Raw genomic sequence first — 26,040 nt, 5'->3', positions numbered from 1 at the left:
CAGCGTGAAATGACCGCCCCATGACAGATAGGAAAGAATACAAAACAAAACATGAAATTTCATCACCCTGAAATATTTCAAACCTAGCATGAGGCGCTTTGATACCCACCCACAAGGCAAGAAGATGAAACTGAACCCGATGCGCCCGCTGCCCCTGATGCTGATGTCGATCGGCCTGGGCGCCGGCCTGATCGCCTGCGGCAGCTCCTCCGACAACGTGCCCGCGATCAAGGGCCAGGTGGTCGGCAGCTATTATGAAAACGCCGTAGTCTGCCTGGAAAGCACCACCGCCAAGCTGACCTGCGACAGCGGCTCGTCGACCGTGCGCACCGGCGCCGACGGCAGCTTCGCCGTCACCGGCACCAGCAGCGGCGCGCTCCTGGTCACGGTCGGCACCGACGCCATCCGCCACGACGCCGTCGGCGACGCCGGCACCAAGGTCACGCAGAAGCTGCTGCTGCGCGCGCCGAACGGCCACACCGGCGTGGTCAGCGCCATCACCACCGAACTGGTCGCGCTGATGGACGCCAACGGCGGCGACTTCGCCGCCGCCAGCAGCAAGCTGGCCGCCAAGCTGGGCGTGGCCGAGGCCAACCTGATCGCCGACATCAACAAGGTCGGCGGCGACGACCAGGCCAGGCTCAAGGCCGAGAACGCCGGCGTGACCGACGTCATCGCCGCGGCCAGCGCTCTGGCCGCGCCGGCCGACGTGGCCGCCGCGCTCAACGCCGGCCTGGCGCTCAACAACATCAAGAACATCGTCGTGATCTACGCGGAAAACCGCGGCTTCGACAACCTGTACGGCCTGTTCCCCGGCGCCAACGGCGTGCCGGACGTGAACCCGAGCTCGACCAGCGCCTACGTGCCGCAGAAGGACTACGACAACAGCACCCTGCCGACCCTGCCGCCAACCTGGGGCGGCATGACAGCCGCCGGCCAGAGCGTGGTGATCACGCAGGCGCAGACCATGGGCATGGCCAACAAGCCGTTCCAGATCGACGACGCCAACAGCCCGCTGTACCTGGCGCAATCGACCATCACGCGCGACCTGGTGCACCGCTTCTACAACGACCAGATGCAGATCAACGGCGGCGCCAACGACAAGTTCGCGGCCTATTCCGACGCCGGCGGCCTGACCATGGGCTACTACGACGGCAGCAAGATGAAGATGTGGGACATCGCCAAGCAGTACGCGCTGGCCGACAACCTGTACATCGGCGCCTTCGGCGGCTCCTTCCTGACCCACCAGTACCTGATCTGCGCCTGCGCGCCGCAGTACCCGAACGCCGACACCTCGGTGGCCAAGGGCTCGATCGCCAAGATCGACGTCGACGCCAAGGGCAACTTCGTGCGCCTGACGCCGTCGGCCACGGCGCCCACCAGCGTGTTGAATGGCGCGCCGGCCTACGCCAACGACGGCGCCATCACGCCGGCCGACGCCAGCGGCATGTTCTACGCGGTCAACACCATGCAGCCGCCGTACCAGCCGAGCAGCAACAGCTACGCGGCCGACGACAGCACCCACCTGTACGCCGACACCAGCAAGGCCAGCACGCTGCCGCCGCAGACGCAGAAGAACATCGGCGATCTGCTGACCGGCAAGAACATCGACTGGGCCTGGTACGCCGGCGCCTGGAAGGACACCACCGCCGCCACCACCGGCGCGCCGCGCGGCGCGATCACCAATCCGCCCAACTTCCAGTTCCACCACCAGCCGTTCAACTACTACGCCAACATGGACCCGGTGAAGAACCCGGCCTATCGCGCGGCCCACCTGAAGGACTACGACAGCCAGTTCGTGGCCGACGTCGCCAACGGCACCTTGCCGCCGGTGGCCTTCTACAAGCCGCAGGGTAACCTGAACCAGCACCCCGGCTACGCCAGCGTGGCCGACGGCGACGCCCACATCGCCGACGTCATCGCCAAGCTGAAAAAGAGCCCGCAGTGGAAGAACATGCTGGTGATCGTCACCTACGACGAGAACGGCGGCTTCTACGACCACGCCAGCCCGCCGAAGGGCGACCAGTGGGGTCCGGGCACGCGCGTGCCGGCCATCATCGTCTCGCCCTACGTGAAGAAGGGCGTGGACCACACGCAGTACGACTCGGCCTCGATCCTGCGCGCCATCACCCGCCGCTTCAACCTGCCGGTGCTCGATGGCCTGAACACCCGCGACAAGGCGCTGGCCGCCAACGGCGCCAAGCCGATGGGCGACTTCAGCTCCGCACTGGCGCTGACGCCGCAAGAGTAAGCACCATCCCCTGTCGCGACTACGAACGCCAGCCCTTGCGGCTGGCGTTTTTCATTTTCTGGCGTGGTGGATGGTTCCGGATCTAAGCTGGCGGTCTACATTTGCGCGCAAGCTTCCATGTCGAATCACCGGGAAATCGCAGCCAGATATTTTGCCAGGCATTGCGCGTGCCGCAGCCGTTGGCATTGGCTAGCCGCGATGGCGTGGTCGGCGCGCCGGGCTTGTGGGCGACAAAGTCGCGAATTAGCTTGCACAGCACGGCCTCGGTCTTCGGGCCGAACCAGCCTTCGCCCACATGATCCGTCAGGCTGTGGAATACGTCGTCCGGCAGATGGAGGGGGATAGGGTGGGTCATTTTTTTCTCCGGCTCTAAAAGCTCTAAATCGTTATAGATCAATCTAATTCGCTAGATTTCGCGCTAATTTTTCTAATTTCGGCTCTAAAAACTCTAAAAAAAAGCGCGGCGGGCTCTAATTCCTCTATTTTTTCTATGCCGCGCTCCTTTTTTAGAGCGATTTCTAGCGATTTAGTTCAATCTCTATCGAATTAGAGCGTTTAGAGCTTTTAGAGCCTCGCCGCAAATACCCACCCTATATAGGTGCGTGAGGATTGGCGCATTTTGAGCCAGCTTTAAAATGTTATGCTCGGTGGAAATTAAATAAATCTCAAGATTGATTTTCTCGCTGACTACCATGCGCCTCTCGACTTATGCTTTAACAGCCGGCTTTATCCTTTCCGGCGCAAATGCCTACGCCACCAATATCAGTTTGGTGGGCGTGGTCCGCGATCGCGCGCTGATGACGGTGGACGGCGGCGAACCCATAGCCTACGCAATCGGCAACACCATCGCGCCGGGCTACCAACTGCTGGCGGTACACAACGACGGCGCCACCATCAGCGAGCATGGCAAGTCGGTGACGATCGCCGTGGGCCGTTATCCGGCGCCGAACGGCGCGAACCAATCGCTGGTTTTGCGTGCGGATTCCTCCGGCCAGTTTTACACCAATGGCAGCATCAACGGCATGAGCGCGCGGATGCTGGTCGATACCGGCGCCACCGTCATCGCGATGCCCGCGGCAGACGCCATCCGCTTCGGCATCGACTACCGCAAAGGCCGGCCCGGCGCCGCATCCACGGCCAATGGCATCACCAACGTCTATCGTGTGAATGTAGACAGGATGCGCATCGGCGAGGTGGAACTCCGGAATCTTGAGGCCATCGTCCAGGAACGCGGCTTGCCCGTCATCCTGCTGGGCACCAATTTCCTGGACCGCTACACCATGCGGCGCGAGCTGCAGGAAATGATATTGACCCCAAGGTAAAAACCGCAGCCGGGTCTTATCGGCTGCGGAGTTCTCGCCAATACGCCAGCCGGTACAGCAGCGGCAGCACCAGCAGCGTCAGCGCGGTGGACGACAGGATGCCGCCGATGACCACCGTCGCCAGCGGCCGCTGGACTTCGGCGCCGGTGCCGGTGGCGATCGCCATCGGGATGAAGCCCAGCGATGCCACCAGGGCCGTCATCAGCACCGGCCGCAGACGGCCCAGCGAACCCTCGCGGATCGCCTGCTCCACCGTGCGCCCTTCTTCGCGCAGGCTGCGGATGAAGGAGATCAGCACCAGGCCATTGAGCACCGCCACGCCCGACAGCGCGATGAAGCCCACCGCCGCCGATATCGACAACGGTATGCCGCGCAAGGCCAGCGCCGCGACGCCGCCGGTCAGCGCGAACGGTATGCCGCTGAACACCAGCAGCCCGTCCTTCAGATTGCCGAACATCGCGAACAGCAGCACCATCACCAGCAGCAGCGCCACCGGCACCACGACCTGCAAGCGCCGCGACGCCGACTGCAGCTGCTCGAACTGTCCGCCCCAACTGGTCCAGTAGCCGGCAGGGACCCGCACCTGTTGCAGGCGCTCTTCAGCCTCCGCGACAAACGAACCGATATCCCGCCCGCGCACATTGGCGCTGATGACCACCCGCCGCTTGCCGTCCTCGCGGCTGATCTGGTTCGGCCCTGGCGCGATGGCGAAGTTCGCCACCTCGCCCAGCGGGATGAAGTTGGCGCCGCCCGCCTCACCGCCTGCGCGAGGCAGCGGCACCGGCAGGCGCCGCATCGCATCCAGGTCGCCGCGCAGCGCATCGGGCAGCCGCACCACGATGTCGAAGCGGCGGTCGCCCTCGAACATCGTGCCGGCTTCCCTGCCGCCGATGGCGGTGGCGACGGTCTCCTGCACGTCGCCCACATTCAGGCCGTAGCGCGCCGTCTTGCCGCGGTCGATCTCCACCGTCAGCACCGGCAGGCCGCCGGCCTGCTCGATCTTGACCTCGGTCGCGCCGTCCACCTTGCCCAGCACGGCGGCGATGCGCGCGGCGGTCTCGCCCAGCACCGCCATGTCGTCGCCGAACAGCTTGACCGCGACATCGCTGCGCACGCCCGAAATCAGCTCGTTGAAGCGCAACTGGATGGGCTGCGAGAACTCGAAGGCATTGCCCGGCAAGCGCTCCGCCGCCTGCTGTATCGCCACCCGCAACTGATCATGCGACTTCTTCGGCGCCGGCCACTGCGACTCCGGCTTGAGCATGATGTAACCGTCCGAGACGTTGGGCGGCATCGGGTCCGACGCGATTTCGGCCGTGCCGGTGCGCGCAAAGATGCGCTCGATCTCCGGGAACTGCCGCTTCAGCGCCAGCTCCACCTGCTGCTGCATCGCCACCGATTGCGTCAGGCTGGTGCCGGGGATGCGCAGCGCCTGGATCGCGATGTCGCCCTCGTTCAGGCTGGGCACGAACTCGCTGCCCATGCGCGTGGCCAGCAGCACCGACAAGGCCACCGCGATGCCGGCAAACGTCAGTACCACCGGCGTGTTGGCCAGTGCGCGCTCCAGCACCGCCGCGTACCACGCACCGATCCGCCGGTGCTCCTTCCCGGCCACGCTGTCGCCGATGAACAGCGCCACGGCGGCGGGAATGAAGGTAACCGACAACAGCATCGCACCTACCAGCGCCATCACCACCGTCAGCGCCATCGGATGGAACATGCGGCCTTCCACGCCGGTCAGCGCGAAGATCGGCAGGTAGACCACCATGATGATCAGCTGTCCGAACAGCAGCGGCCTGCGGGCCTCGCGCGCGGCGGCGAACACTGCCTCATGGCGCTCCGCGCGCGTCAGCACGCGGCCGTGGCGCGCCTGCGCGTGCGCCAGCCGCCGCACGCAGTTCTCGACGATGACCACCGCGCCATCGACGATGATGCCGAAGTCCAGCGCGCCCAGGCTGAGCAGGTTGGCGCTGACCTTGTACGTCACCATGCCGGTGAAGGTGAACAGCATCGCCAGCGGGATCACCAGCGCCGTGATCACCGCCGCGCGGATGTTACCGAGGAAGAGGAACAGCACCACGATCACCAGCACCGCGCCTTCCAGCAGGTTCTTCTTCACCGTGTCGATCGCCCTGTCCACCAGCGTGGTGCGGTCGTACACGGTGACGGCCTGCACGCCGGCCGGCAGGCTGCGGTTGATGTCGACCATCTTGCGGTCCACCGCCTGCGACACCGCGCGGCTGTTCTGGCCGATCAGCATGAAGACGGTGCCCAGCACCACCTCGCGGCCGTTCTCGGTGGCGGCGCCGGTGCGCAGTTCGCGGCCCAGGCCCACCTGCGCCACGTCGCGCACGCGCAGCGGCACGCCGTCCACGTTGGCGAGGATGATGTCGCGCAGGTCGTCGAGCGAGCGCACCTGTCCCGGCGCGCGCACCAGCAGCTGTTCGCCGCGCCGCTCGATGTAGCCGGCGCTGGCGTTGCCGTTGTTGCGGTCGAGCGCCGCCACCACGTCGCGCAGGGTCAGGCCGTGGGAGGCCAGCCGCTGCGGATCGGGCGCCACCTGGTACTCCTTGGCGTAGCCGCCGATGGCGTTAATCTCCGTCACGCCGGGCACGTTGCGCAGCTGCGGCTTGATGATCCAGTCCTCGATCTCGCGCAGGTCGGTCGGCGTGTAGGGCGAGCCGTCGGCCTTCTTCGCGCCCGGCCTGGCCTCCACCGTCCACAGGTAGATTTCGCCGAGGCCCGTCGACACAGGGCCCATGGCCGGCGCGACGCCCGCCGGCAGCTGCGCGCGCGCTTCCTGTATGCGCTCGCCCACCATCTGCCGCGCGAAGAAGATGTCGGTGCCGTCCTTGAAGATGACGGTGATCTGCGATAGCCCGTAGCGCGACAGCGAGCGTGTCTGCTCCAGCCCGGGCAGGCCGGCCATCAGCGTCTCGATCGGAAAGGTGACGCGCTGCTCGGTCTCCAGCGGCGAGTAGCCGGGCGCCTGGGTGTTGACCTGCACCTGCACATTGGTGATGTCGGGCACGGCGTCGATCGGCAGCTGCTGGTAGTTGTAGACGCCGAGTGCGGCCATGCCGGCCACCGCCAGCAGCACCAGCCAGCGCTGGGCGATGGCGTATCGGATGATGCGTTCAAACATGGTGTCCTCCGTTTCAGTGCGCATGTTCGGCGCCGTCCTTGCCCAGTTCCGCCTTGAGCACGAAGCTGCCCGCCGCCGCATACCGCGCGCCGGCCGACAGGCCCTCGAGGATCTCGGTGCGCTGGCCGTCGCTGCGGCCAAGCGCCACCGGCTGCGCGCGGAAGCCGCCCGCCACCTGGACAAACACCACCGGCTTGTCGTCAACCGTTTGAACCGCGTCAGCCATCACGGTGACGGCGGCGTCGGCGGACTGGCCGGACAGCACGTCGACGCTGACAAACAGGCCGGGGCGCCAGGCGCGCTCGGGATTGGCCAGCGCCACGCGGGCCTTGGCTGTGCGGGTCTGCTCGCCCAGCAGCGAGCCGACGTAGGTGATCTTGCCGCTGGCCTGGGCGTCGAAGGCGGAGGCCTTGACCATCACCGTCTCGCCCACGCGCACCGACGCCAGGTCGCGTGGCGGCACGGCGATTTCCGCCCACACCGCGGACAGGTCGGAGATGGTGAAGACGGCGGCATCCTCCTTCACCGCCTCGCCCAGCGCCAGATGCTTCTCCATCACCACGCCGTCGAACGGCGCCCGCAGTTCCAGGCGGTTCAGGTCCGCGCCGGCCCCCGCCCCCGCCGCTGCGCCGGCGCCGATGGCGCTGAGCTTCTGGTGCGCGTTGCGCACCGCGATCTCCGCTTCGCTCAGCGCCTGCCTGGCTTGCAGGTAGTCCTGCTCGGCGGAGATCTTGTCCTGCCACAGGCGGCGTTCGCGCTCGAAGGTGGTGCCGGCCAGCGCCAGCCGCCGCTCCGCCGACAGCAGCTCGCTGCGCTGCTCGGACAGGGCGCTGCTGGCGATCACCGCCAGCACCTGTCCCTGCCGGACGTTCTGCCCCAGCTCCGCGCGCACACTGGTGACCACGCCGGCCAGCTTGGGCACGACGTGCGCGGTGCGGTCCTCGTTGAAGCGGATCTCGCCCGGCAGCGTGATGGCGGCGCCGATCCTGGCCGGCGCCGCCACGGCCAGCGTCACGCCGGCAGCCTTGGCCTGCGCATCGTCCAGCGCGACCTGTTCCGGCTGCGCGTCCGCGTGCCCGCCATGCTCAGGCGCCGCCTGCTCCGCCGGGCCGGCGCCGCGCCTGGGCATCAGCATCAGGGCCGCCAGCAACAGTCCGATAAGCGCCATGACGGCGATGGTGATTTTCTGCGTCTTATTCATGTTCTTCTCCGAGGATGCGGTCGATGGCGGCCAGCGCGCGGTGCGCGTCCGCCAGGGCGTTCAGATATTGGCTTTGCGCCTGCAGCAAGGTGCGCTGCGCGTCCAGCACGTCGAGGAAGCCGAACTTGCCGTATTCGAAGCCGGTGCTGGCGGCGTCGTAGGCGCTCTGCGCGCCGGGCACGATGTCGTCGCGCAGAGCCAGCGCGTGCTGGCGGGCGACGTCGAACTCGGCGCGCGCCTGCGCCAGTTCCGTCTCCAGCCGCAGCGCGGTGGCGGCCAGCTCGTCGCGCGCCTGGTCGACGCGGCGCGCCGACTCCAGCACGCTCCCCTGGTTGCGGTCGAACAGCGGCAGCGGCACCGAGATGCCGAACACCGCCTGCGTGCGCCCCAGCTCCTCCGAGCGCCTGCCGCCGACGTTGAAGGTCAGGTCCGGCGTGCGCTTGCTGAGCTCCACCTGCGCCAGGGCCCGGCGCCGCGCCAGCTCCGAGCGGGCCAGCGCCAGCGCCGGCGCCGGCGCGCGCTGCAGCCGGCCGCGCATGGCCTCGGCCGGTGCCAGCTCCGGCAGCGCCTCGATGGCGCCGTCGGCCCGCTCGAAACGCGGCGCCGGATTGCCCCACATGGCCGCCAGCCGCTGGCGCGCGACGGCCAGCACGCCGCCGGCGCGGATCAGCTCCAGCTGCACCGACGACGCGGCCACGCGGGCGCGCGTCTCCTCCACCGGCGACACCTTGCCGGCCACCACGCGGCGCGCTGTGGCGCCGGCCGCGCGCTGCGCCAGCTCGGCCGCCTGCTGCGCCAGGCGCACATGCTCCTGCGCGGCCAGTACGGCGAACCAGGCGTCGATCACGCCGGCGCGGATCTCCGCTTCGCGCAGCGCCAGTCCGGCCACGGCGCTGTCGCGGCCACGCTCGGCCGCCTGCACGCGGGCGGCGCGCTTGCCGCCCAGCTCCAGCGGCTGGCTCAGTTGGAAGGTGGTTTCACGCCTGTCACGCCGCGTGTCGAGGCGCTCGACCGACAGCGTGGGATTGAGCTGCAGGCCGGCCTGCAGCACAGCGCCGTCAACCGCGCCCAGTTCATGGCGGGCGGCCGCCAGTTCCGCGTTGGCGCCGCCGGCCAGGGCCAGCGTGAGCGCGGCCTTGAGCGTCAGCGGCGCGGACGGCTCGATTTCGGCCCGCGCACAGGCAGGCCACGCCGCTACGACGAGCGGCAACAGATACTTGAACATCGAATTCTCCAGACGATAGGAACAGGAATTCGACGAGACTCAGGCGTCTACAGAAAGGGGCGAGGGCCTCGTCGCGCTAGGCGACGAGCAGCCAATTGGGCCGCGCGGGCCCGTCGGCGATATGGGACAGGTATTGGAACGGCAAAGGCGGCGCGTGGCCGTCCACGGTGGCGGCCATCGCCAGCGCGACGCCGCCCGGCACCGAGGCCTGCAGCGCGTGGTGGCACACCTCGCAGTCGCTGTGGACCTTGGCCGGCTTGCCCTGGCCGGCGCCGTCGTCGGCCTGCGCCTGGTGCTGATGGCCGTGGTGGCCGAAGTGCGACACCTTGGCCGGCTCATGCTGGCAATACACCGCCGCCATCGACCAGGAATACTGGACGGGCAGGATGGTCAGCAGCAGGATGAGCAGGATTTTTTTCACGCGGCCATTGTATCAGCGCGCGTATTTCTCCGGCGTCGGCCTTGTGTAACAACCATGTCATACGACGTCACTACACTACGGCCTCCTTCACACCATCCCAGGAATGACCATGCATTCAGTCCCCGCCCGTCCCCTGCTGCTTGCCGTCAGCATCGCCCTCGCCCTCTCCGCCTGCGGTTCCAGCTCCGAAGACCAGGTGCTGGTGATCCCGCCGGCGCCGGCCGACCAGGGCGCGGCCGAGGTGGCGCCGGTGCCGGACGCCACCGCCTTTGTCGACACCGCCGCCAGCAACCAGCGCGGCGACGCCCGCTACGCCACCCTGGCCACCAACGCCGGCGTGCGCGTGCTGGGCGGCTTCCTGCAGGTGTGGAAGCCGCTCACCGAGATCGTCGACGCCGGCGTCAGCGCCGACGCCGCGGCCGGCTTCCCGGCCGTGGTGCCCTCGACCTGGACCGGCCTGCCCAACGACGGCAGCAACGGCGGCACCATCGTCAACGCCGCCGTGCACGCAGCCAATATCGACTACGTGGTGCAGGCCACCGCCAACCGCACCCCGGCACAGGCGCTGCAGGCCTACCTGGACGACCGCCGCAACAAGGGCTACAGCGTGTCCGACGGCATGGGCCCGCTGACCGCGGCCTGGCGCGCCGCCGCCCAGCAGAGCACCACCATCACCGCCATCGCCGACGACGCCACCAGCAAGTTGTACAACGACGGCGGCAACAACACCGGCGTCGGCGGCAGCGCCAACCCCGGCTTCGGCGCGGTGGTGGACTTCGTCAACCTGGTCGGCACCAACGGCTCGACCGAGCCGGCCAAGCGCTTCTACAAATACGCCCGCCCCTACCGCTGGAGCAGCGCGGTGCAGGTGCTGCCGGCGCTGGTGCCGGCCAAGAGCGCCACCCCGACCACCGACGGCGGCTTCACCAGCGGCCACTCGGCCGAGGCGGTGCGCGACACGCTGGCGATGGCCTACGCGCTGCCGGAGCGCTACCAGGAGCTGCTCAGCCGCGGCCTCGAGCTGGGCGAGGCACGCATCTGGGCCGGCATGCATTCGCCGCTGGACGTGCTGAGCGGCCGCATCCACGCCACCGCCGTGGTGGCCGCCAACCTGGCCGACCCGGCCAACGCCGCCAAGAAGAGCGCGGCCGTGGCCCAGGCCCACGCCACGCTGATGGCCGCCACCGCGACCACGCCCGACAGCTTCGCCGCCTACGCGCAATCGGGCGCGGCCAGCGGCGACCGCTTCGCCGACTACGCCCTCAACCGCGCCAACTACCTGCGCCGCAGCACCTACGGCATGCCGGCGATCGGCGCCGTGGGCGCGCCGGCCGTGGTGCCCAAGGGCGCCGAGGTGCTGCTGGAAACCCGCCTGCCCTACCTGAGCGAGGCCCAGCGCCGCGTGGTGCTCAAGACCACCGCGCTGGCCTCCGGCTACCCGGTGATGGACGACCCCGAGGGCTGGGGCCGGCTGAACCTGTTCGCGGCAGCCGACGGCTACGGCGCCTTCAAGGGCAACGTGGTGCTGGTGATGGACGCGGCCAGGGGCGGCTTTAACGCGGCCGACCGCTGGCGCAACGACATCGCCGGCACGGGCAAGCTGGTCAAGCAGGGCAGCGGCACGCTCAGGCTGGCCGGCAACAACAGCTGGTCCGGCGGCACCGAGCTGGCCGCCGGCGCGCTCGAGGGCGACAGCGCCAGCGCCTTCGGCAGCGGCGATGTCTACGTCAGCGGCGGCACCCTGATTGCCAACGCCCCGGCCGCGCTCAAGCTGGCCGGCCAGTACACCCAGCTGGCCGGCGCCACCACGCTGGAGCTGGACCTGGGCGGCGGCGCCCGGGGCAGCCTGGCGGTGGCCGGCAACGCCACCATCGGCGGCGGCACGCTGCACGTCAAGTTCGTCGGCGGCTACCAGCCCAAGGCCGGCGAGGTGCTCACCGTGCTGACGGCCGGCCGCCTGATGGGCCGCTACGCCGCCATCGTGGTCGACGGCTACGCCAGCGTCACGCCCAACTACGGCGCCACCGCGCTGACGCTGACCATCGGCGGCTGAGCGGGCGGCCGGGTTTCACGGCGGCGGCTCCCACAAGGCCGCCGCTTGAAACTACAATAGGGCTTCCCGTTATCGAGAGGCGCAGCGCATGAATCCAGACGAGCAGCCGGCGGCATCGCAAGGCGATTTCTTCAACACGCTCAACGACAAGGTCGACGCCCACGGCGTGCTGGTCGACCGTTTTCATGCCGACCTGCAGAATTTTTCCAAGCAAATCGCCGGCTGCGACAAGCTGGTGCGCATGGCGCATATCAGCCTCAACCAGATTGACGACCGCATCGCCGAGGCGGTGCGGATCGAGGCCCAGGCCGCGGCGCAGCTGGAGGCCACCGGGCGCGAGGCCGCGCGCGCCGCCACCGAGGCGGCCGACGCCGCCGTGGCCGGCCTGATCGGCCAGATGCGGGCCGCCACCCGCGAGGCCGACCAGGTGTGCCAGGCGCTGCACCGGGCGCGCGGCCAGACCGGCCTGTGGCTGGCCGCCTACGTGGCCGGCACGCTGGCGCTGTGCCTGCTGTCGGCGTGGATCGCCTACAAGCTGCACCCGGACACGCCGCTGCCGCCCGAGGTGGCCGGTTACGCCGAGCTGGGCCGGAAGCACGCGGCGCTGCTGGACAAGGCCAGCGACAAGGAACTCAAGCTGCTCAAGGAAATCCAGGCGCGCCGGACCAAGCCGAAATAAGCCGAAATAAGCGGAACACAGGCCGGACAGGCCGGGCCGCCTCAGTTGCCGCCTCAGTTGCCGGTCATGCCGTACTTGCGCTGGATGCGCGCCAGCGTGCCGTCGGCGCGCATGGCCTCGTGCGCGGCGCGCCACTTGCGGGCCTCGTCCTCGCTGAAGTCCAGCGAGCCGCCCAGCCAGATGTCGCCGCTGCGGACGATGGCGCTGAAATCGAAGTCGGCCTCGCGGTGGCCGTCCACATTGGCGGCATAGCGGTGGATGTCCTCGCCGCCATAGGTGGCGTCGGCCACGCCCTTGCTGACCATGCGCATGCACTCGCGGACGTTGGCGCACTCGGCGACCGAGCTGAAATGCATCGCCAGCAGCGCCTGCTTGTGCGGCGAGCCGCGCAACACCACCACATGGCGCCGCGCCAGCCCCGCCAGGTCGCGCAGGTCGACGCTGCCGTGGCGCGCGACAAACACGAAGTTCTGCAGCCGCAAGCGCACCAGCCAGCGGTAGTGCGGCTCGCGCTCCGGCGTGCGGGTCAGCGGCAGCACGGCGGTGTGCGGCAGCACGGCGGTCAGCGCCAGCGCCCGCTGCCACGGGTAGAACTCCATGGTGGCCGGCGTGCCCACGCGGCGCGCCAGCTCCTGGGCGATCTCCACCAGCGAGCCGGGGCTGTCGCCGCCGGCCGCGATCGCATACGGCGGCAGGTCGGCCGCCACCAGCCGCAGCGGCGCCGGCGCCGCGGCGCGCGCCGGCAACGCCGGCCACAAGGCCAGCAGCAGGGCCAGCCGCGGCAGCGCGCGCCAGCTCGGCCGCCAGGCCGACCGCCAGTCCCGCGGCCGCCTCATGGCGCCACCTCGCGCGGCAGGCGCAGCGACACCCGCGTGCCGCGCTGCGGCGCGCTGTCGAGCGTGACCTGGCCGCGCATCAGGCTGACCACCATGCTGTGCACGCTGGCCAGGCCAAGCCCGGCGCCGGTCAGGCCCAGCTGGGTGGTATAGAACGGCTCGAACACCTGCGCCAGGTGTGCCGGCGCGATGCCGCAGCCGTCGTCGCGCCAGTCGATGACGATGGCCTCGCCGTCGGCGCGCGCCTCGACCACGATGGCGCCGCCGCGCCCGGCGAAGGCGTGCAGCAGGCAGTTGTCCAGCAGGTGCTGGAACACCTGCTGGCAGGCGCCCGGATAGCCGTGCAGCCACAGCTGGTCCGGCAGCGTCAGCGTCAGGGTGACGGCGCGCGCCTGCAGCCCGGGCGCCCAGGCGCCGGCGCACAAGCGCAGCCGCTCGGCCAGGTCGAAGCGGCTGGCCGGCTCCTGGGTCGCCTGGCCGGACAAGCCCTTGAAGCGCTCGACCAGGCGCTTGATCTGGGCCAGCGCGCGGTCCACCAGCGCGCCGCCCTCGGTGACGCTGTCGAGCAGGGCGGCCACCTCGCTGCGGCGCAGCGCGCCGGCGTCCAGGCCGCGCCGCAGATCCTCGGCCTGGGCCGTGATGGCGCTGGCCGCCACCCGCGCGTTGCCCAGCGGCGTGTTGAGCTCGTGCGCCATGCCGACCACCATGCGCGACATGCCCAGCTGCTTTTCCTGCTGCATCAGCGCGCGCATCGCCTGGCCCAGCGCGTCCGTGCGCTCGCGCACCTGCTGCTCCAGCCGGTCGTGCGCGGCCTGCAGCGCCGCCTCGGCGGCCTGGCGCACCGCCACCTCGCGCTGCAGCGTCGCCAGCGCCTCGCCCAGCTCCTGGTGGCGCTGCACCAGCGAGTTCTCCAGCACCGTGCCGTGCTGCGCCAGCAGGGCGTTCTGGTGCAGCAGTTGCGGCCGCTCCATCACCGCGCTCAGCGTCTCGCCCAGCGAGGTCGCCAGCGCGCGCTTGTGGCGCCGCTCCAGCCCCAGCTGGGCGATGGTGGCCTGCAGCGCCGCCTCCGGCCGGCCCCAGCGGCGGCCGTAGCGGCGGATCGCGCACAGCGTGATCTCGCGCAGGCGCGTGCCCGGCGCGGTCTCGTCGTCCAGGCCGGCGTCGTAGGCCAGCAGCGCCGGCCAGGCGCGCGCGCGCACGCCGTCGGCGCCGTCGGCGCAGTCCGCCAGCAGGGTGCACAGCTGCAGCCACGGGGTCCAGTAGCCGTCGCGGCCGAACTTGGCGCGCAGCTGGGCCATGTAGTCGCGGCTGGCGCCGGCCTGCTCGCAGCTGGCGCAGGCCACGGCCAGGTTGAGCAGCGCCAGGCATTCCTGCGCGTCGAGGCCGAACTCGCGGGTGCGGCGCAACACCAGCTCGCGCCGCGCCAGGCAGTCGCGCCACAGCGGCGCGGCGGCGTCCTCGTCGGGCTCCTCCAGCGCCAGGTAGTAAGCGCCCGAGGCCGCGCTGTCGAGCAGCATGACGTGGATGGCCGGCGCCAGCTCGCCGGGCTCGGCCAGCATGCCGGCGCAGAACTGCAGCAACTCCAGATGCATCTCCGCGCCCAGCATGACGCGGCAGCGGCTGGCCCGCATCTGCGTGGCCAGCCGCTGCAGGCCGCAGCGCGCGTACAGCTCGGCGGCCGTGGCCAGGCTGTCGAGCGCGGCATGGTGCAGGCGCAGGCGCGCCTGCACCCAGTGCAGCGCGCGCAGCGCGGCGGCCTGGGCCAGCGGGTGCTGTTCGGTTTGCGCCTGCAGTTGCAGATTCCTGGCCGGCAGCAGCAGCGCGTCGGCCGCGACCGCGGCGTCGGCGGCCCGCGCCAGCAGCTGGAAGGCCGCCAGCTCCAGCGCCTGCGAGCCGTTCAGGCGGCGGCCGGCCAGCTGCTGCAGGGTACGGGCGTGCTCCGGCATCTCCCGCACCATCAGGCAGGCGCGCAGGATGTGCAGCTGCTGCTCCGCCTCGGCCACTTCGTGGGCGGGCGCGGCATGGGATCGTATTTCTGATGCAGACATGGCACTGCCCTCGTTCTCAGGTGTCGGTCCAGTATTACACGAAGTGGCTTTTAGCTGAACAGCCGGCCGCGCGGTTGTTGCAAAAACGTGGCCGCGCTGGTGTCGACATATTATCAGGGACGCCCGGGCGCGGGAGCCCCCGGTGAAGCCGGCCGCCCGCCTGCTGCCGCGCCGCATGGCTTATCATGGACGGATTTGAACAGGCGGGATGCGGTGAAGCTAACCTTGGTGGTACTGGATGGGGTGCAGGCGCTGGACGTGGCGGGGCCGCTGGACGTGTTTGCCGAGGCGAACAGCTTCCTGCCCGCGGCGCAGCGCTACGAGATCACCCTGGTCGGCGGCCGTGCGGACAGCGTGGTCTGCTCCAGCGGCATCGAGTTCAAGGTCCACTGCGACTATCTGAATTTCCATGACGACAGCGACCTGCTGCTGGTGGCCGGCGGCCCGCGCTTCCCGGACTACCGGCCGGAGCCGGCCCTGGTCGACTGGCTGCGGCTGCGCGCGCGCGGCGCCCGCCGCTACGGCGCGGTGTGCAACGGCGTGTTCCTGCTGGGGCACGCCGACCTGCTCGCGGGCCGCGAAATCACCACCCACTGGGACCACGCCGAGCGGCTGTCCACCCAGTTCCCCGGCGCGAATGTGCGGCCCGACAAGATCTTCGTGCGCGACGGCAACCTGTTCACCTGCGGCGGCGTGGCCGCCGGCATCGACCTGTGCCTGGCCCTGATCGCCGAGGACTGGGGCCACGAGCTGGCCATGAAGGTGGCCAAGCGCCTGATCGTCTACATCCGCCGCGACGGCGGGCAGTCGCAGTACAGCCCGTATCTGGCGGTCGGCCCGGACGAGGACTCGCTGGTGGCCAAGGTGCTCAAGCATGTGACCGACCACATCAGCGACGCCCTGACCATCGAGGAGATCGCCGACGCGGTGGGCGTGAGCCGGCGCACCTTCTCGCGCGCCTTCGCCAGGCACGCGCATGTGACGCCGTCGGTGTTTGTCGACCAGGTGCGCATCGATTTCGCCCGCAAGCTGCTGGAGGAGACCGACGTGCCGCTCAAGACGGTGGCCTTCCGCTGCGGCTTCAGCAACGCCACCCAGATGCGCATGATCTTCTCGCGCCAGCTGGGCACCACGCCCAAGGAGTACCGCGAACGCTTCCGCGCCGGCGACCACGGGCGGGACGTTTAGCGGATTTGGGGACATCCGGCATGGCTTTTGGGTCAGGCCGCGCACGGGCGGGCGGCGCCGGGGCAGAATGGCCTCACGCAAACAACCCACTGGAGCCATGATGGAACCCGCCCGAATACACCCAGCGCCCCCGACGCCACCCGCCGCCGCCGCGCGCGCCATGCCGTCGGTGCGCTACCTGCCCGTCAGCCTGTTCGGCTCGGTGATGAGCGTGGCCGGCCTGGCGCTGGCCTGGCGCCTGGCCAGCAAGACCTACGGCGCCAGCCTCGCGGTGTCGAACGCGATCGGCATCGCCGCGCTGGCGCTGTTCGTGGTGCTGGCCCTGTCCTACCTGGGCAAGCTGCTGCGGCATCCCGAGCTGGTGAGGCATGAGTTCTCGCACCCGGTGATCGGTAGCTTCTTCGGCACCGTGGGCATCAGCGTGCTGCTGCTGTCGAGCGTGATCGGCGGCTACAGCGCGGCGGCCCAGCTGGTGGTGTGGAGCATCGGCACGGTCGCCACGCTGGCGCTGAGCGTGCTCATGATCTCCCGTCTGCTCAACGGCAACGCCGCCCCCACCAGCGTTGTGCCGGCCTGGCTGATCGCCGGCGTCGGCAGCCTCGACATCGTGGTGACGGGCGGCGCCCTGACGGCGGAGTGGACGCACGAGGTGAACCTGCTGGCGGCCGCCATCGGCGCGGTCAGCGCGCTGGTGTTCTTCGTGCTGATCTTCTCGCGGCTGGTGCACCAGGAGCCGCTGGCCGCGCCCATGCGGCCGTCCAAGATGATCCTGGTGGCGCCGTTCGCGGTCGGCTTCATCGCCTACGTGAACCTGGTGCACCAGGTGGACATGTTCGCCGCGCTGCTGTTCTACTTCGGGCTGTTCCTGTTCGCGATCATCGCGTATCGCCTGGCCGTGAAGCCGGCGCCGTTCTCGCCGGCGTGGTGGGCGATCGGCTTCCCGATGGCGGCGTTGTCCAACGCCGCGCTGATGTACTCGAACGCGGTCGGCGGCGCCGGGCTGCAATGGATCGCCGCGGGCCTGCTTTTGCTGCTGACGGCCGCGGTGCTGGTGCTGGCGGTCCGCACGCTGTGGGGCCTGGCCGCCGGCCGCCTGCTGACCGCCTAGGAGCGAGCATGGACCTGCCACTCAACCTCGGCCAGAACCTGGACGACTACGATGATTTTTACGCGATGCTCAGCGATTCGCACCAGGACCTGGACGAGCACCAGAGCAAGATGCTGAGCGATCAGCTGATCCTGCTGCTGTCCAATCACATCGGCGACCTGGCGGTGCTGCGGCAGGCGTTCGCGCTGGCGCGGGTGCATGTCGAGAGGACGCTGCCGCGCTGAGCCGCCATCCGGCGCTAGCGGAAGTGCGTGAGCATGTTGATGAGGCTGCCGTCCTTCAGCGCTTGGCCGATGGCCTGGTCGATTTCCTCCAGCGCCACGTGGCCCTTGCGCGACACCGCGCAGCGCGTGGCGAAGGACATGACGGAGAGCGGCGGATGCGCTGGTAGTAATCCAGCACGACGCGGGTGATCAGGATGTGCTGCACCCGGCCGCGCACCAGCTTCTCCATATTGGTTTCCATATTGGGCGCATTGTCGCGTACAAAATCCTGGCCCAATAGCGCGTCCATTTCGGGATGGAGATAGCCCAGGATGGTACCGACCGGCTTGCCGCGCAGCTCCGCGATCGCATGGACTGGCGGACCGCGCCTGTCCGTCACCAGCACTTCCTCCGTGGTGAAGACGGGCCGGCTCCACAGATAATCGCCGGTCAACCATTCCGGCATGTAGGCGCACAGGAGGTCGGCCTCGCCGTTTTGCAGCGCATGCTCGAGGCGCTTGCGGGGCAGCATCGCAAAGCGCACCTGGCGCCCCATGTGGCGCGCCAGGATCTCGCCGATCTCCTTGTGGACGCCGTCGACCAGGCGGCCGTTTTCAACCAGGGCCATCGGCATATTGGCTGTGCTGTCCACCATCACGACCAGTTCGGCCGCCGGTGCGGACAGGGCCGCGCCCAGCAGGCAGGCCGTCAATGGGAGGTTTCCGCGCATCGTCACGCCACTTGAATACGTTGAGAACTGGCCAATGAATAGATCAGCTCATTCTACAGACATTTCATCTGGCGCTCCGCATCGCGGCGCCGCGCGGGCCTTATTTGGCCGGCGGACGCTGGTCGCACGACGGCGTCTTTTCGCCCTGAGGGCGGCTCGGCACCAGCACCATGCGGCAGGTGCCCGCCATCTGCTCGCCACGCGGCGTCTTCATTTGCGCGGCGTCCCCCTCCTTCTTGCCCTTGCAGGCGTCGAAGGCTTCATGCGGCGGGCCGCGGTGCTCCTGCTGCGGGCCCTGCGGAGCGGGCTGCTGTTGCGCGTGGACGCTGGCGGCGGCGAACAGCAAGGCGATGGTGGCGAGGCGAAACATGATGGTCCTTTCGGTATCGGGTGGAAGACAGGCCCATTATCTGCATCAATTGTGGAGGAAATATAGAAGCCGCCAACAAAAGGGACGCCGCACACACCTCAAGGTCGAAAAACCGCCAGTACTTCGCCTGCCAGAAAAAAAGCCCGCAAAAAATGCGGGCTCTAAATTACTGCATATATTTCTGACTCACTTGACATCAGAACGGGATGTCGTCATCCATATCCGAGAAGTTCGGCGCTGGGCGTGGCGCCGGGCGCGGGGCTGGGGCCGGTGGCGCCATCTGCGGGCGTGGTGCCGGGGCCTGGCGCTGCGGTGGGGCTTCGTAGCCGCCGCCGTCGTCCATGCCGGCGTCGCCGCCCATGCCTTGACGGCCACCCAGCATTTGCATCTGCTCGGCGATGATGTCGGTCGCGTATTTCTCTACGCCGTCCTTATCGGTGTACTTGCGGGTCTGCAGGCGGCCTTCGACGTAGACCGACGAACCTTTTTTCAGATACTGACCAACGATTTCAGCCAGACGGCCGAAGAACGAGATACGGTGCCATTCGGTGAGCTCTTTCTGCTCGCCGGTGTTGCGGTCCTTCGATTTGTACGATGTCGCCACAGCAATGTTGGCGATCGCGTCACCGCTAGGCATGTAGCGAATTTCCGGATCGCGACCCAGATTGCCGACGATGATGACTTTGTTGACTGATGCCATGTATGAAACTCCTGAGTAACGGCGGCCGCCTCAAGCGGGCTGTTTATGTGATGCGCAAACAGCGATTATAGTCGAACGGGCCACCCACCCGCCAAAATTTGCGTTGCAACCCCTCAAGAAAATACTGGTATTATATACAGTGCCGCGACGCCCAAGTTCGATCTGGCGCAAGGTCGGCGCACATATTCAAACCCAGCTATAGTAGCGGGTTGACCCGAAAGGCAAAAAATCCATGGAACAGATCCGCATCCGCGGCGCACGCACGCACAACCTCAAGAACATCAACCTCGACCTGCCACGCAACAAGCTCATCGTGATTACCGGCTTGTCCGGCTCCGGTAAGTCCTCGCTGGCGTTCGATACGCTGTACGCCGAGGGCCAGCGCCGCTATGTGGAATCGCTGTCGGCCTACGCCCGCCAGTTCCTGCAACTGATGGAAAAGCCCGACGTCGACCTGATCGAGGGCCTGTCGCCGGCCATCTCGATCGAGCAAAAAGCCACCTCGCACAACCCGCGTTCGACGGTCGGCACCGTGACCGAGATCCACGACTACCTGCGCCTGCTGTACGCGCGCGTCGGCACGCCGTACTGCATCAACCACCCGGACCACGCGCTGGCCGCGCAGACCGTGTCGCAGATGGTCGACGCCGTGCTGGCCATGCCGGAAGCGACCAAGCTGATGATCCTGGCACCGGTGGTGGCCAACCGCAAGGGCGAGCACACCGACCTGTTCGAGCAGATGCAGGCCCAGGGCTTCGTGCGCTTCCGCGTGCAGAGCGGCACCCACGAGGCCAAGATCTACGAAGTGGACGACCTGCCCAAGCTGAAGAAAACCGAGAAGCACACCATCGACGTGGTGATCGACCGCGTCAAGGTCAGCGCCGACATCAAGCAGCGCCTGGCCGAAAGCTTCGAGACCGCGCTGCGCCTGGCCGACGGCCGCGCGGTGGCGCTCGAGATGGATGGAGGCGCTGAGCACGTCTTCTCCAGCAAGTTCGCCTGCAACGAGTGCGGCTATTCGCTGCAGGAGCTGGAACCGCGCCTGTTCTCGTTCAACAACCCGATGGGCGCCTGCCCGGAATGCGACGGCCTCGGTCACATCGAGTTCTTCGATCCCAAGCGCATCGTCGCCTTCCCGAACTTGTCGCTGGCCTCCGGCGCGGTCAAGGGCTGGGACCGCCGCAACCAGTTCTACTTCCAGATGCTGTCCAACCTGGCGGCCTACTACGAGTTCGACCTCGACCTGCCGTACGAGCAGCTGCCGAAGACCGCGCAGGAAGTGATCCTGCACGGCTCGGGCAAGACCAACATCCCGTTCACCTACGTCAATGAGCGCGGCCGCACCGTGGTCAAGGAGCACGCCTTCGAAGGCGTGGTCACCAACCTGGCGCGCCGCTACCGCGAGACCGATTCGATGGCGGTGAAGGAGGAGCTGGCCAAGTTCATCAACGAGAAGAAGTGCCCGTCGTGCGAGGGCGCGCGCCTGCGCGTGGAAGCGCGCTACGTCAAGGTCGGCACCGGCAAGCAGGAGAAGGCCATCTACGAGATCGCCGAGAAGCCTTTGCGCGACACGCTGTCCTTCTTCGAGCAGCTGAAACTGAAGGGCGCGAAAAAAGAGATCGCCGACCGCGTGGTCAAGGAGATCATCTCGCGCCTGCAGTTCCTCAACAACGTCGGCCTCGACTACCTGTCGCTGGACCGCAGCGCCGACACCTTGTCCGGCGGCGAGGCGCAGCGCATCCGCCTGGCCTCGCAGATCGGCTCCGGCCTGACCGGCGTGATGTACGTGCTCGACGAGCCGTCGATCGGCCTGCACCAGCGCGACAACGACCGCCTGATCGAAACCCTCAAGCACCTGCGCGACATCGGCAACAGCGTGCTGGTGGTGGAGCACGACGAGGACGCGATCCGCACCGCCGACTACATCGTCGACATGGGCAAGGGCGCCGGCGTGCACGGCGGCGACATCATCGCCCAGGGCACGCTGACCGACATCCTGAAGAACAAGAATTCGCTGACGGCCCAGTACCTGAAAGGCACGCTGAAGATCGCCGTGCCGAAGAAGCGCCACGTGGCCGACCCGGACAAGCAGCTGGTGATCACCGGCGCCACCGGCAACAACCTGAAGAAGGTCAACCTGCACCTGCCGGTCGGCCTGATGACCTGCGTGACCGGCGTCTCCGGTTCCGGCAAGTCCTCGTTGATCAACGACACGCTGTACCCGGCCCTGTCGCGCCATCTGTACGGTTCGCAGACCGAGCCATCGCCGCACGATTCCATCAGCGGCCTGGAGCACTTCGACAAGGTGATCGCCGTCGACCAGGCGCCGATCGGCCGCACGCCGCGCTCCAACCCCGCCACCTACACCGGCCTGTTCACGCCGATCCGCGACTTGTTCGCGACCGTGCCGACCGCCAAGGAACGCGGCTACAGCGCCGGGCGCTTCTCGTTCAACGTCAAGGGCGGCCGCTGCGAAGCCTGCCAGGGCGACGGCGTGATCAAGGTCGAGATGCACTTCCTGCCGGACGTGTACGTGCCGTGCGATGTCTGCCACGGCAAGCGCTACAACCGCGAAACGCTGGAAGTGCACTACAAGGGCAAGAACATCACCGAGATCCTCGACATGACGGTGGAAGACGCGCACGAGTTCTTCAAGCCGGTGCCGCTGATTGCGCGCAAGCTGCATACGCTGCTGGACGTGGGCCTCGGTTACATCAAGCTGGGGCAGAGCGCCACCACGCTGTCGGGCGGCGAGGCGCAGCGCGTCAAGCTGTCGCTGGAGCTGTCCAAGCGCGACACCGGCCGCACCTTGTACATCCTGGACGAGCCGACCACCGGCCTGCACTTCCACGATATCGACCTGCTGCTGAAGGTGATCCACCGCCTGCGCGACCAGGGCAACACGCTGGTCATCATCGAGCACAATCTGGATGTGATCAAGACGGCCGACTGGATCGTCGACCTGGGGCCGGAAGGCGGCGCGGGCGGCGGCAAGATCATCGCCGCCGGCACGCCGGAAGAGGTGGCCGCCAACCCGGCCAGTGTGACCGGCAAGTACCTGGTGCCGCTGCTGAAGTAAGGTAGACGCAACCCCGCAACCCGGACACCGGGGTCGTACCCCGTACGGGGTACGACCCCTGCCTGCCGCAGTGCGGGTTGTACGCCTGCGGTTCGCGGACGCTTATTGCGCAGCGGTGACGCGGGTCTGCTTCAGCTTCTCGGCGCCGACCCAGTCCTTGATGTGCGATTCCAGCACATCCATCGGCAGCGCGCCCGCGCCCAGCACCTGGTCGTGGAAGCTGCGGATGTCGAAGCCGCTACCCAGCTCCTTACGAGCGTAGTCGCGCAGCTCAAGGATCTTCAGCTGGCCGATCTTGTAGCCCAGCGCCTGGCCCGGCCACACGATGTAGCGGTCGGTCTCGCTCTGCACTTCCACTTCCTCGATGCCCGAATGGTCGTGGAAGAAGTCCACCACCTGTTGGCGGTTCCACTTCTTGTAATGCAGGCCGGTGTCCACCACCAGGCGGATCGCGCGCAGCATCTCATCCTGCAGGTGGCCGTAGTAGCTGTACGGGTCCTTGTAGAAGCCCAGCTCCTCGCCCAGCCGTTCCGAGTACAGCGCCCAGCCCTCGGCGTAGGCGGTGTAGTTGCCCTGCTGGCGGAAAGTCGGCAAGCCCTCGATCTCCTGCGCGATGGTCAGCTGCATGTGATGGCCCGGCACGCCTTCGTGCAGCGCCGTGGTTTCGATGTCGATGGTCGAGCGGTGCGCGAAGTCGCCGGTGTTGACCATCACGCGGCCGGCGCGCTTGCCGTCCGGCGAACCTGGCATGTAGGCGGCGGCGGACGCGCCCTTCTCGCGGAATTCCTCGACCGGCTTGATTTCCACTTTACCCTTCGGCAACACGCCGAACTGCTGCGACAGCTGGGTGTACATCTGGTCCGTATATTTCTGGTACAGGTCGACGATTTCCTGGCGCGATTTCGGATGCAGCTCTGGCTTGGCGGAGACCGCCTTGTTGAAGCTCTTCAGGTCCTTGTAGCCCAGCTTTTGCGCGGTCGCCAGCATCTGCCCTTCGATGCGCTTGACCTCAGACAAGCCTAGTTGATGGATCGCTTCCGGCGACATGTCGGTGGTGGTCGAGGACTTGGCCTTGTACGAGTAGCGCGCCGCGCCATCCGGCAGCGACCACATGCCAACGTCCATGCGGCCATACGGCGCGTACTTGGTCTTGGTATAGACCGCCAGCTTCCTGTAGGCCGGGATCACATCCTTCTGCACCGCCGCCAGCACTTCCTTGCTCAGGCGCGCCTTGTCGGCGTCCGAGAACTCCTTCGGGAATTTTTTCAGCGGCTCGGCGAACGGCGAATCGGCCGGCTTCATGGCCGCCACGTCCTCGCACTGCTTGACGATTTTCGGGATCAGGAATTTCGGCGGCATCAGCTTGTCATGCACGCCCTTGTCCATCTGCACGCGGGTCTCGTCAAACAGTTTCGGCAGACTGTGCAGGCGGACGATGTAGTCCTCGTAGTCCTTGACGGTCTCGAACGGCAGCGCCGAGACCAGCTGCGGCGCATCGATGTGGATGCCGGAGTTCTGCGCCAGCGGCATCTCCCATTCCTTGAAGCGGCCGCCTTCGACGCTCTGGCGCAGCTGGCGCACCATCAGTTCGCGATTCAGCTGCTCCTGCAGCGGGAAGCCGGAGGTGTCGATCGCTTCGAAGCGCTTGAGGAAGTCGGCGGTCGCCTTGAGGTCGGCCTCGATGCCGGCCTGCGAGAAGTCGGACCACTTGTCGTTGTAGCGCTTGTCGCCCAGCAGCGATGCCCATTCCGGGCTGAAGCGCATCGTGTATTCCCACTGTTCCTTGATCAGGGAGTTCAGCGCCTCGCGGCGGGCTGCCAGGTCGGGTGCCGGGGTATCGGCATGGGCCACGCCCAGGATCAGGGAAAACAACAGGGCGCTGGCGACGCCGATACGGGTAGTTGCAGTTGTCATGTCTAGAGGCCTATCAGGAAAAATGTTGAGCATGCACTGTAGGCCGGCGCCCGCCGCAGCGCGCATGAATTGCGCTGGAATGTTAAAACAAGGGCATGAAACGCATTTTGCCGCGACGGGCGAAATCAGGGCTGCAGCAGGTCGCCGGCGGCGCGGAACACCCGGCTGGGGTTCTCCGCCATCAGCGTCTCGACGGTGTTGAAGCCCCAGGCCACGGCGCCGAAGTCGATGCCGGCTTCGGCCGAGACCTTGGCGTCGCGGATCTCGTCGCCGACCAGCATGGTGTGCTCGCGCGCGACGCCGGTGGCGGCCAGCACCTTGCGGATCTTCGGCAGCTTGCCGAACAGCGAGGCGCCGCATTCGAAGTGGCTGAACAGGCAGGCCAGCTCCGGGCCCAGCACGTCGACCACGTTGCTGCGCGAGTTGGAGCTGACCACGGCCAGGATCACGCCGCGCGCCTTCAGCGCGCGCAGCGCGTCGGCCATGCCGTCGAACAGGCGGATGTCGGCCACGCTGCGCCCCATGGTCGAGCGCATGAAGGTGGCGATGGCCGGCACCTTCCACAGCGGGATCTCGTGCAGCGCCATCATCTGGCGCGCGTCGAGCTGGCGCAGCGCCTGATGGCGGCTGCGGTCCATGCGCTTGAAGCCGTATTTGTCGGCGGCCTGGTCGAACACGTCGACGAACACCGGCATGGTGTCGGCCAGGGTGCCGTCGAAATCGAAGATGATCAGTTTGCGGTTCAAGCGTTCCTCAGAATAAAACGAAATCCTCGTTGCAGCTCGGTAGCGAGCGCAGCACGCACCACAGCGGGCTGCGGTAGGCAAAGTATAGTCCGATGGGGATCAACATCAACAGTGCGGCCATCACATGCTCCTTTTTCGCACACGTGTGCGAAATTAGTTTCAAGAAAACCGCAGACAGGCTGCGGCCGGGTTTATTCCAGGTCGTTGAAGCTTTTGTAGGTCGAGATCAAGCGGCTGAAGGCGCGCTGCATGTGGCGCCTGGCCTGCTCGTCGCGCAGGAAACGGGTGTCGTGCATCAGCCCCACGATCAGGCTGTAGATTTCGTAGACCAGCTGGCCGGCGTCGGTGTCGGGCCGCAGGTGGCCCAGCTCCATCGCCTGCAGGATGGTCTTGCGCAGCGAGGCGCGCCAGGCCGTCACGCCTTGTTGCAGGCGGTCGCGCAGCGGGCCGTGCTGGTCGTCGAACTCGAAGGCGCCGGCGCTGTACAGGCAGGCGTTGTTCAGGCCCTCGTCGCAGGCGCGGCGCGACCAGTTGCCGACCAGGGCGATCAGGCGCGGCAAGCCCTTGGGCTGTTGCAGCGCCGGCAGGAACACTTCCTGCGAAAAGCGGCGGTCGTATTCGTCGAGCACGGCGGCCTGCAAGGTCTCCAGCGAGCCGACGCGGGAGAACACCCCGCTCTTGCTGATGCCGGTGCGCTTGGCCAGCTCGCCCAGCGACAGCTTGCCGATGCCCTCGGCCGCCGCCATGTCCAGCGCGGCGTCGATGATGGTGGCGAAGGTCGCCTCGCTTTTTGCGGTCAGGGTGTCCATGGGTCGAACTTT

The 26,040-nt window shown here is 67.7% G+C and carries 21 protein-coding genes; 8 read left to right on the top strand and 13 right to left on the bottom strand.

All coding sequences use genetic code 11. The annotated features are described in order from the left end of the window. The first annotated feature begins 124 nt into the window (after positions 1 to 124). Positions 125 to 2,251: an acid phosphatase gene (gene acpA, locus ACEN9O_RS10120; protein ID WP_495617425.1), complete on the top strand. Its 2,127-nt coding sequence runs from the start codon at positions 125 to 127 to the stop codon at positions 2,249 to 2,251. Positions 2,252 to 2,333: 82 nt separating this feature from the next. Here acpA and ACEN9O_RS10115 read toward each other — a convergent pair whose 3' ends face one another. Then, a complete protein-coding gene (locus ACEN9O_RS10115) occupies positions 2,334 to 2,606 on the bottom strand; it encodes a hypothetical protein (protein WP_495617424.1) in 273 nt (90 codons plus the stop codon). A gap of 337 nt (positions 2,607 to 2,943) precedes the next feature. Between ACEN9O_RS10115 and ACEN9O_RS10110 the strand changes: the two genes are divergently transcribed. Next, entirely contained in the window at positions 2,944 to 3,573 is a 630-nt protein-coding gene (locus ACEN9O_RS10110) for a retropepsin-like aspartic protease family protein (RefSeq protein WP_495617423.1), read from the top strand. A 16-nt stretch (positions 3,574 to 3,589) separates the two neighbouring features. Here the strand turns inward: ACEN9O_RS10110 and ACEN9O_RS10105 are convergent, their stop codons facing one another. The 4 genes from ACEN9O_RS10105 to ACEN9O_RS10090 form a co-directional block, all read right to left on the bottom strand. Next, positions 3,590 to 6,718: a CusA/CzcA family heavy metal efflux RND transporter gene (locus ACEN9O_RS10105; RefSeq protein WP_495618453.1), complete on the bottom strand. Its 3,129-nt coding sequence runs from the start codon at positions 6,716 to 6,718 to the stop codon at positions 3,590 to 3,592. A gap of 13 nt (positions 6,719 to 6,731) precedes the next feature. After that, positions 6,732 to 7,919 (bottom strand): efflux RND transporter periplasmic adaptor subunit, encoded by a 1,188-nt coding sequence (locus ACEN9O_RS10100; RefSeq protein WP_495617422.1) that lies wholly within the window; start codon positions 7,917 to 7,919, stop codon positions 6,732 to 6,734. Then, positions 7,912 to 9,144 carry a TolC family protein gene (locus ACEN9O_RS10095; RefSeq protein WP_495617421.1) on the bottom strand — a complete coding sequence of 411 codons (1,233 nt, stop codon included), beginning with the start codon at positions 9,142 to 9,144 and terminating at the stop codon, positions 7,912 to 7,914. Before ACEN9O_RS10095 ends, ACEN9O_RS10100 begins: the two co-directional genes overlap by 8 nt. A gap of 76 nt (positions 9,145 to 9,220) precedes the next feature. Next, positions 9,221 to 9,565, bottom strand: a complete 345-nt coding sequence (locus tag ACEN9O_RS10090; protein ID WP_495617420.1) for a hypothetical protein — start codon at positions 9,563 to 9,565, stop codon at positions 9,221 to 9,223. Between the two features lie 103 nt (positions 9,566 to 9,668). On the opposite strand from ACEN9O_RS10090, the gene ACEN9O_RS10085 reads away from it, so the two are divergent. Further along, positions 9,669 to 11,618, top strand: a complete 1,950-nt coding sequence (locus tag ACEN9O_RS10085; RefSeq protein WP_495617419.1) for a phosphatase PAP2 family protein — start codon at positions 9,669 to 9,671, stop codon at positions 11,616 to 11,618. Between the two features lie 88 nt (positions 11,619 to 11,706). Beyond that, positions 11,707 to 12,297, top strand: a complete 591-nt coding sequence (locus ACEN9O_RS10080; protein ID WP_495617418.1) for a hypothetical protein — start codon at positions 11,707 to 11,709, stop codon at positions 12,295 to 12,297. A 53-nt stretch (positions 12,298 to 12,350) separates the two neighbouring features. Here the strand turns inward: ACEN9O_RS10080 and ACEN9O_RS10075 are convergent, their stop codons facing one another. Next, on the bottom strand, positions 12,351 to 13,133 hold the full coding sequence (locus tag ACEN9O_RS10075; protein ID WP_495617417.1) for a substrate-binding periplasmic protein: 783 nt from the start codon (positions 13,131 to 13,133) through the stop codon (positions 12,351 to 12,353). Continuing rightward, positions 13,130 to 15,181, bottom strand: coding sequence for an ATP-binding protein (locus ACEN9O_RS10070; RefSeq protein WP_495617416.1), 2,052 nt, complete (start codon positions 15,179 to 15,181; stop codon positions 13,130 to 13,132). Before ACEN9O_RS10070 ends, ACEN9O_RS10075 begins: the two co-directional genes overlap by 4 nt. A 213-nt stretch (positions 15,182 to 15,394) precedes the next feature. On the opposite strand from ACEN9O_RS10070, the gene ACEN9O_RS10065 reads away from it, so the two are divergent. The 3 genes from ACEN9O_RS10065 (at position 15,395) to ACEN9O_RS10055 (ending at position 17,701) form a co-directional block, all read left to right on the top strand. Beyond that, positions 15,395 to 16,369, top strand: a complete 975-nt coding sequence (locus tag ACEN9O_RS10065; protein WP_495617415.1) for a GlxA family transcriptional regulator — start codon at positions 15,395 to 15,397, stop codon at positions 16,367 to 16,369. Positions 16,370 to 16,469: 100 nt separating this feature from the next. Continuing rightward, on the top strand, positions 16,470 to 17,477 hold the full coding sequence (locus tag ACEN9O_RS10060) for an SLAC1 anion channel family protein (RefSeq protein WP_495617414.1): 1,008 nt from the start codon (positions 16,470 to 16,472) through the stop codon (positions 17,475 to 17,477). Between the two features lie 8 nt (positions 17,478 to 17,485). Then, the gene (locus ACEN9O_RS10055) at positions 17,486 to 17,701 is read left to right on the top strand and encodes a DUF2783 domain-containing protein (protein WP_495617413.1); all 216 of its coding nucleotides are present in this window, start codon (positions 17,486 to 17,488) and stop codon (positions 17,699 to 17,701) included. Between the two features lie 55 nt (positions 17,702 to 17,756). Here ACEN9O_RS10055 and ACEN9O_RS10050 read toward each other — a convergent pair whose 3' ends face one another. From ACEN9O_RS10050 to ssb, 3 genes are all read right to left on the bottom strand, one after another. Next, positions 17,757 to 18,410: a substrate-binding periplasmic protein gene (locus ACEN9O_RS10050; protein ID WP_495617412.1), complete on the bottom strand. Its 654-nt coding sequence runs from the start codon at positions 18,408 to 18,410 to the stop codon at positions 17,757 to 17,759. Between the two features lie 100 nt (positions 18,411 to 18,510). Next, positions 18,511 to 18,780 (bottom strand): hypothetical protein, encoded by a 270-nt coding sequence (locus ACEN9O_RS10045; RefSeq protein WP_495617411.1) that lies wholly within the window; start codon positions 18,778 to 18,780, stop codon positions 18,511 to 18,513. A gap of 196 nt (positions 18,781 to 18,976) precedes the next feature. Next, entirely contained in the window at positions 18,977 to 19,480 is a 504-nt protein-coding gene (gene ssb / locus ACEN9O_RS10040; protein WP_020703740.1) for a single-stranded DNA-binding protein, read from the bottom strand. A gap of 232 nt (positions 19,481 to 19,712) precedes the next feature. Between ssb and uvrA the strand changes: the two genes are divergently transcribed. Further along, complete coding sequence (gene uvrA, locus ACEN9O_RS10035) at positions 19,713 to 22,559, top strand: excinuclease ABC subunit UvrA (protein ID WP_495617410.1); 2,847 nt, start codon at positions 19,713 to 19,715, stop codon at positions 22,557 to 22,559. 102 nt (positions 22,560 to 22,661) lie between these two features. Here the strand turns inward: uvrA and ACEN9O_RS10030 are convergent, their stop codons facing one another. The 3 genes from ACEN9O_RS10030 to ACEN9O_RS10020 form a co-directional block, all read right to left on the bottom strand. Continuing rightward, positions 22,662 to 24,473, bottom strand: coding sequence for a DUF885 domain-containing protein (locus tag ACEN9O_RS10030; RefSeq protein ID WP_495617409.1), 1,812 nt, complete (start codon positions 24,471 to 24,473; stop codon positions 22,662 to 22,664). A 125-nt stretch (positions 24,474 to 24,598) separates the two neighbouring features. Further along, a complete protein-coding gene (locus ACEN9O_RS10025; protein WP_495617408.1) occupies positions 24,599 to 25,219 on the bottom strand; it encodes an HAD hydrolase-like protein in 621 nt (206 codons plus the stop codon). 191 nt (positions 25,220 to 25,410) lie between these two features. Beyond that, complete coding sequence (locus ACEN9O_RS10020) at positions 25,411 to 26,028, bottom strand: TetR/AcrR family transcriptional regulator (RefSeq protein ID WP_495617407.1); 618 nt, start codon at positions 26,026 to 26,028, stop codon at positions 25,411 to 25,413. Positions 26,029 to 26,040 lie beyond the last annotated feature (12 nt).

The organism is Duganella sp. Dugasp78, assembly GCF_059491455.1.
Note: the sequence above shows the minus strand (reverse complement) of the source record. Positions and strands in the feature narration are given on the sequence as shown.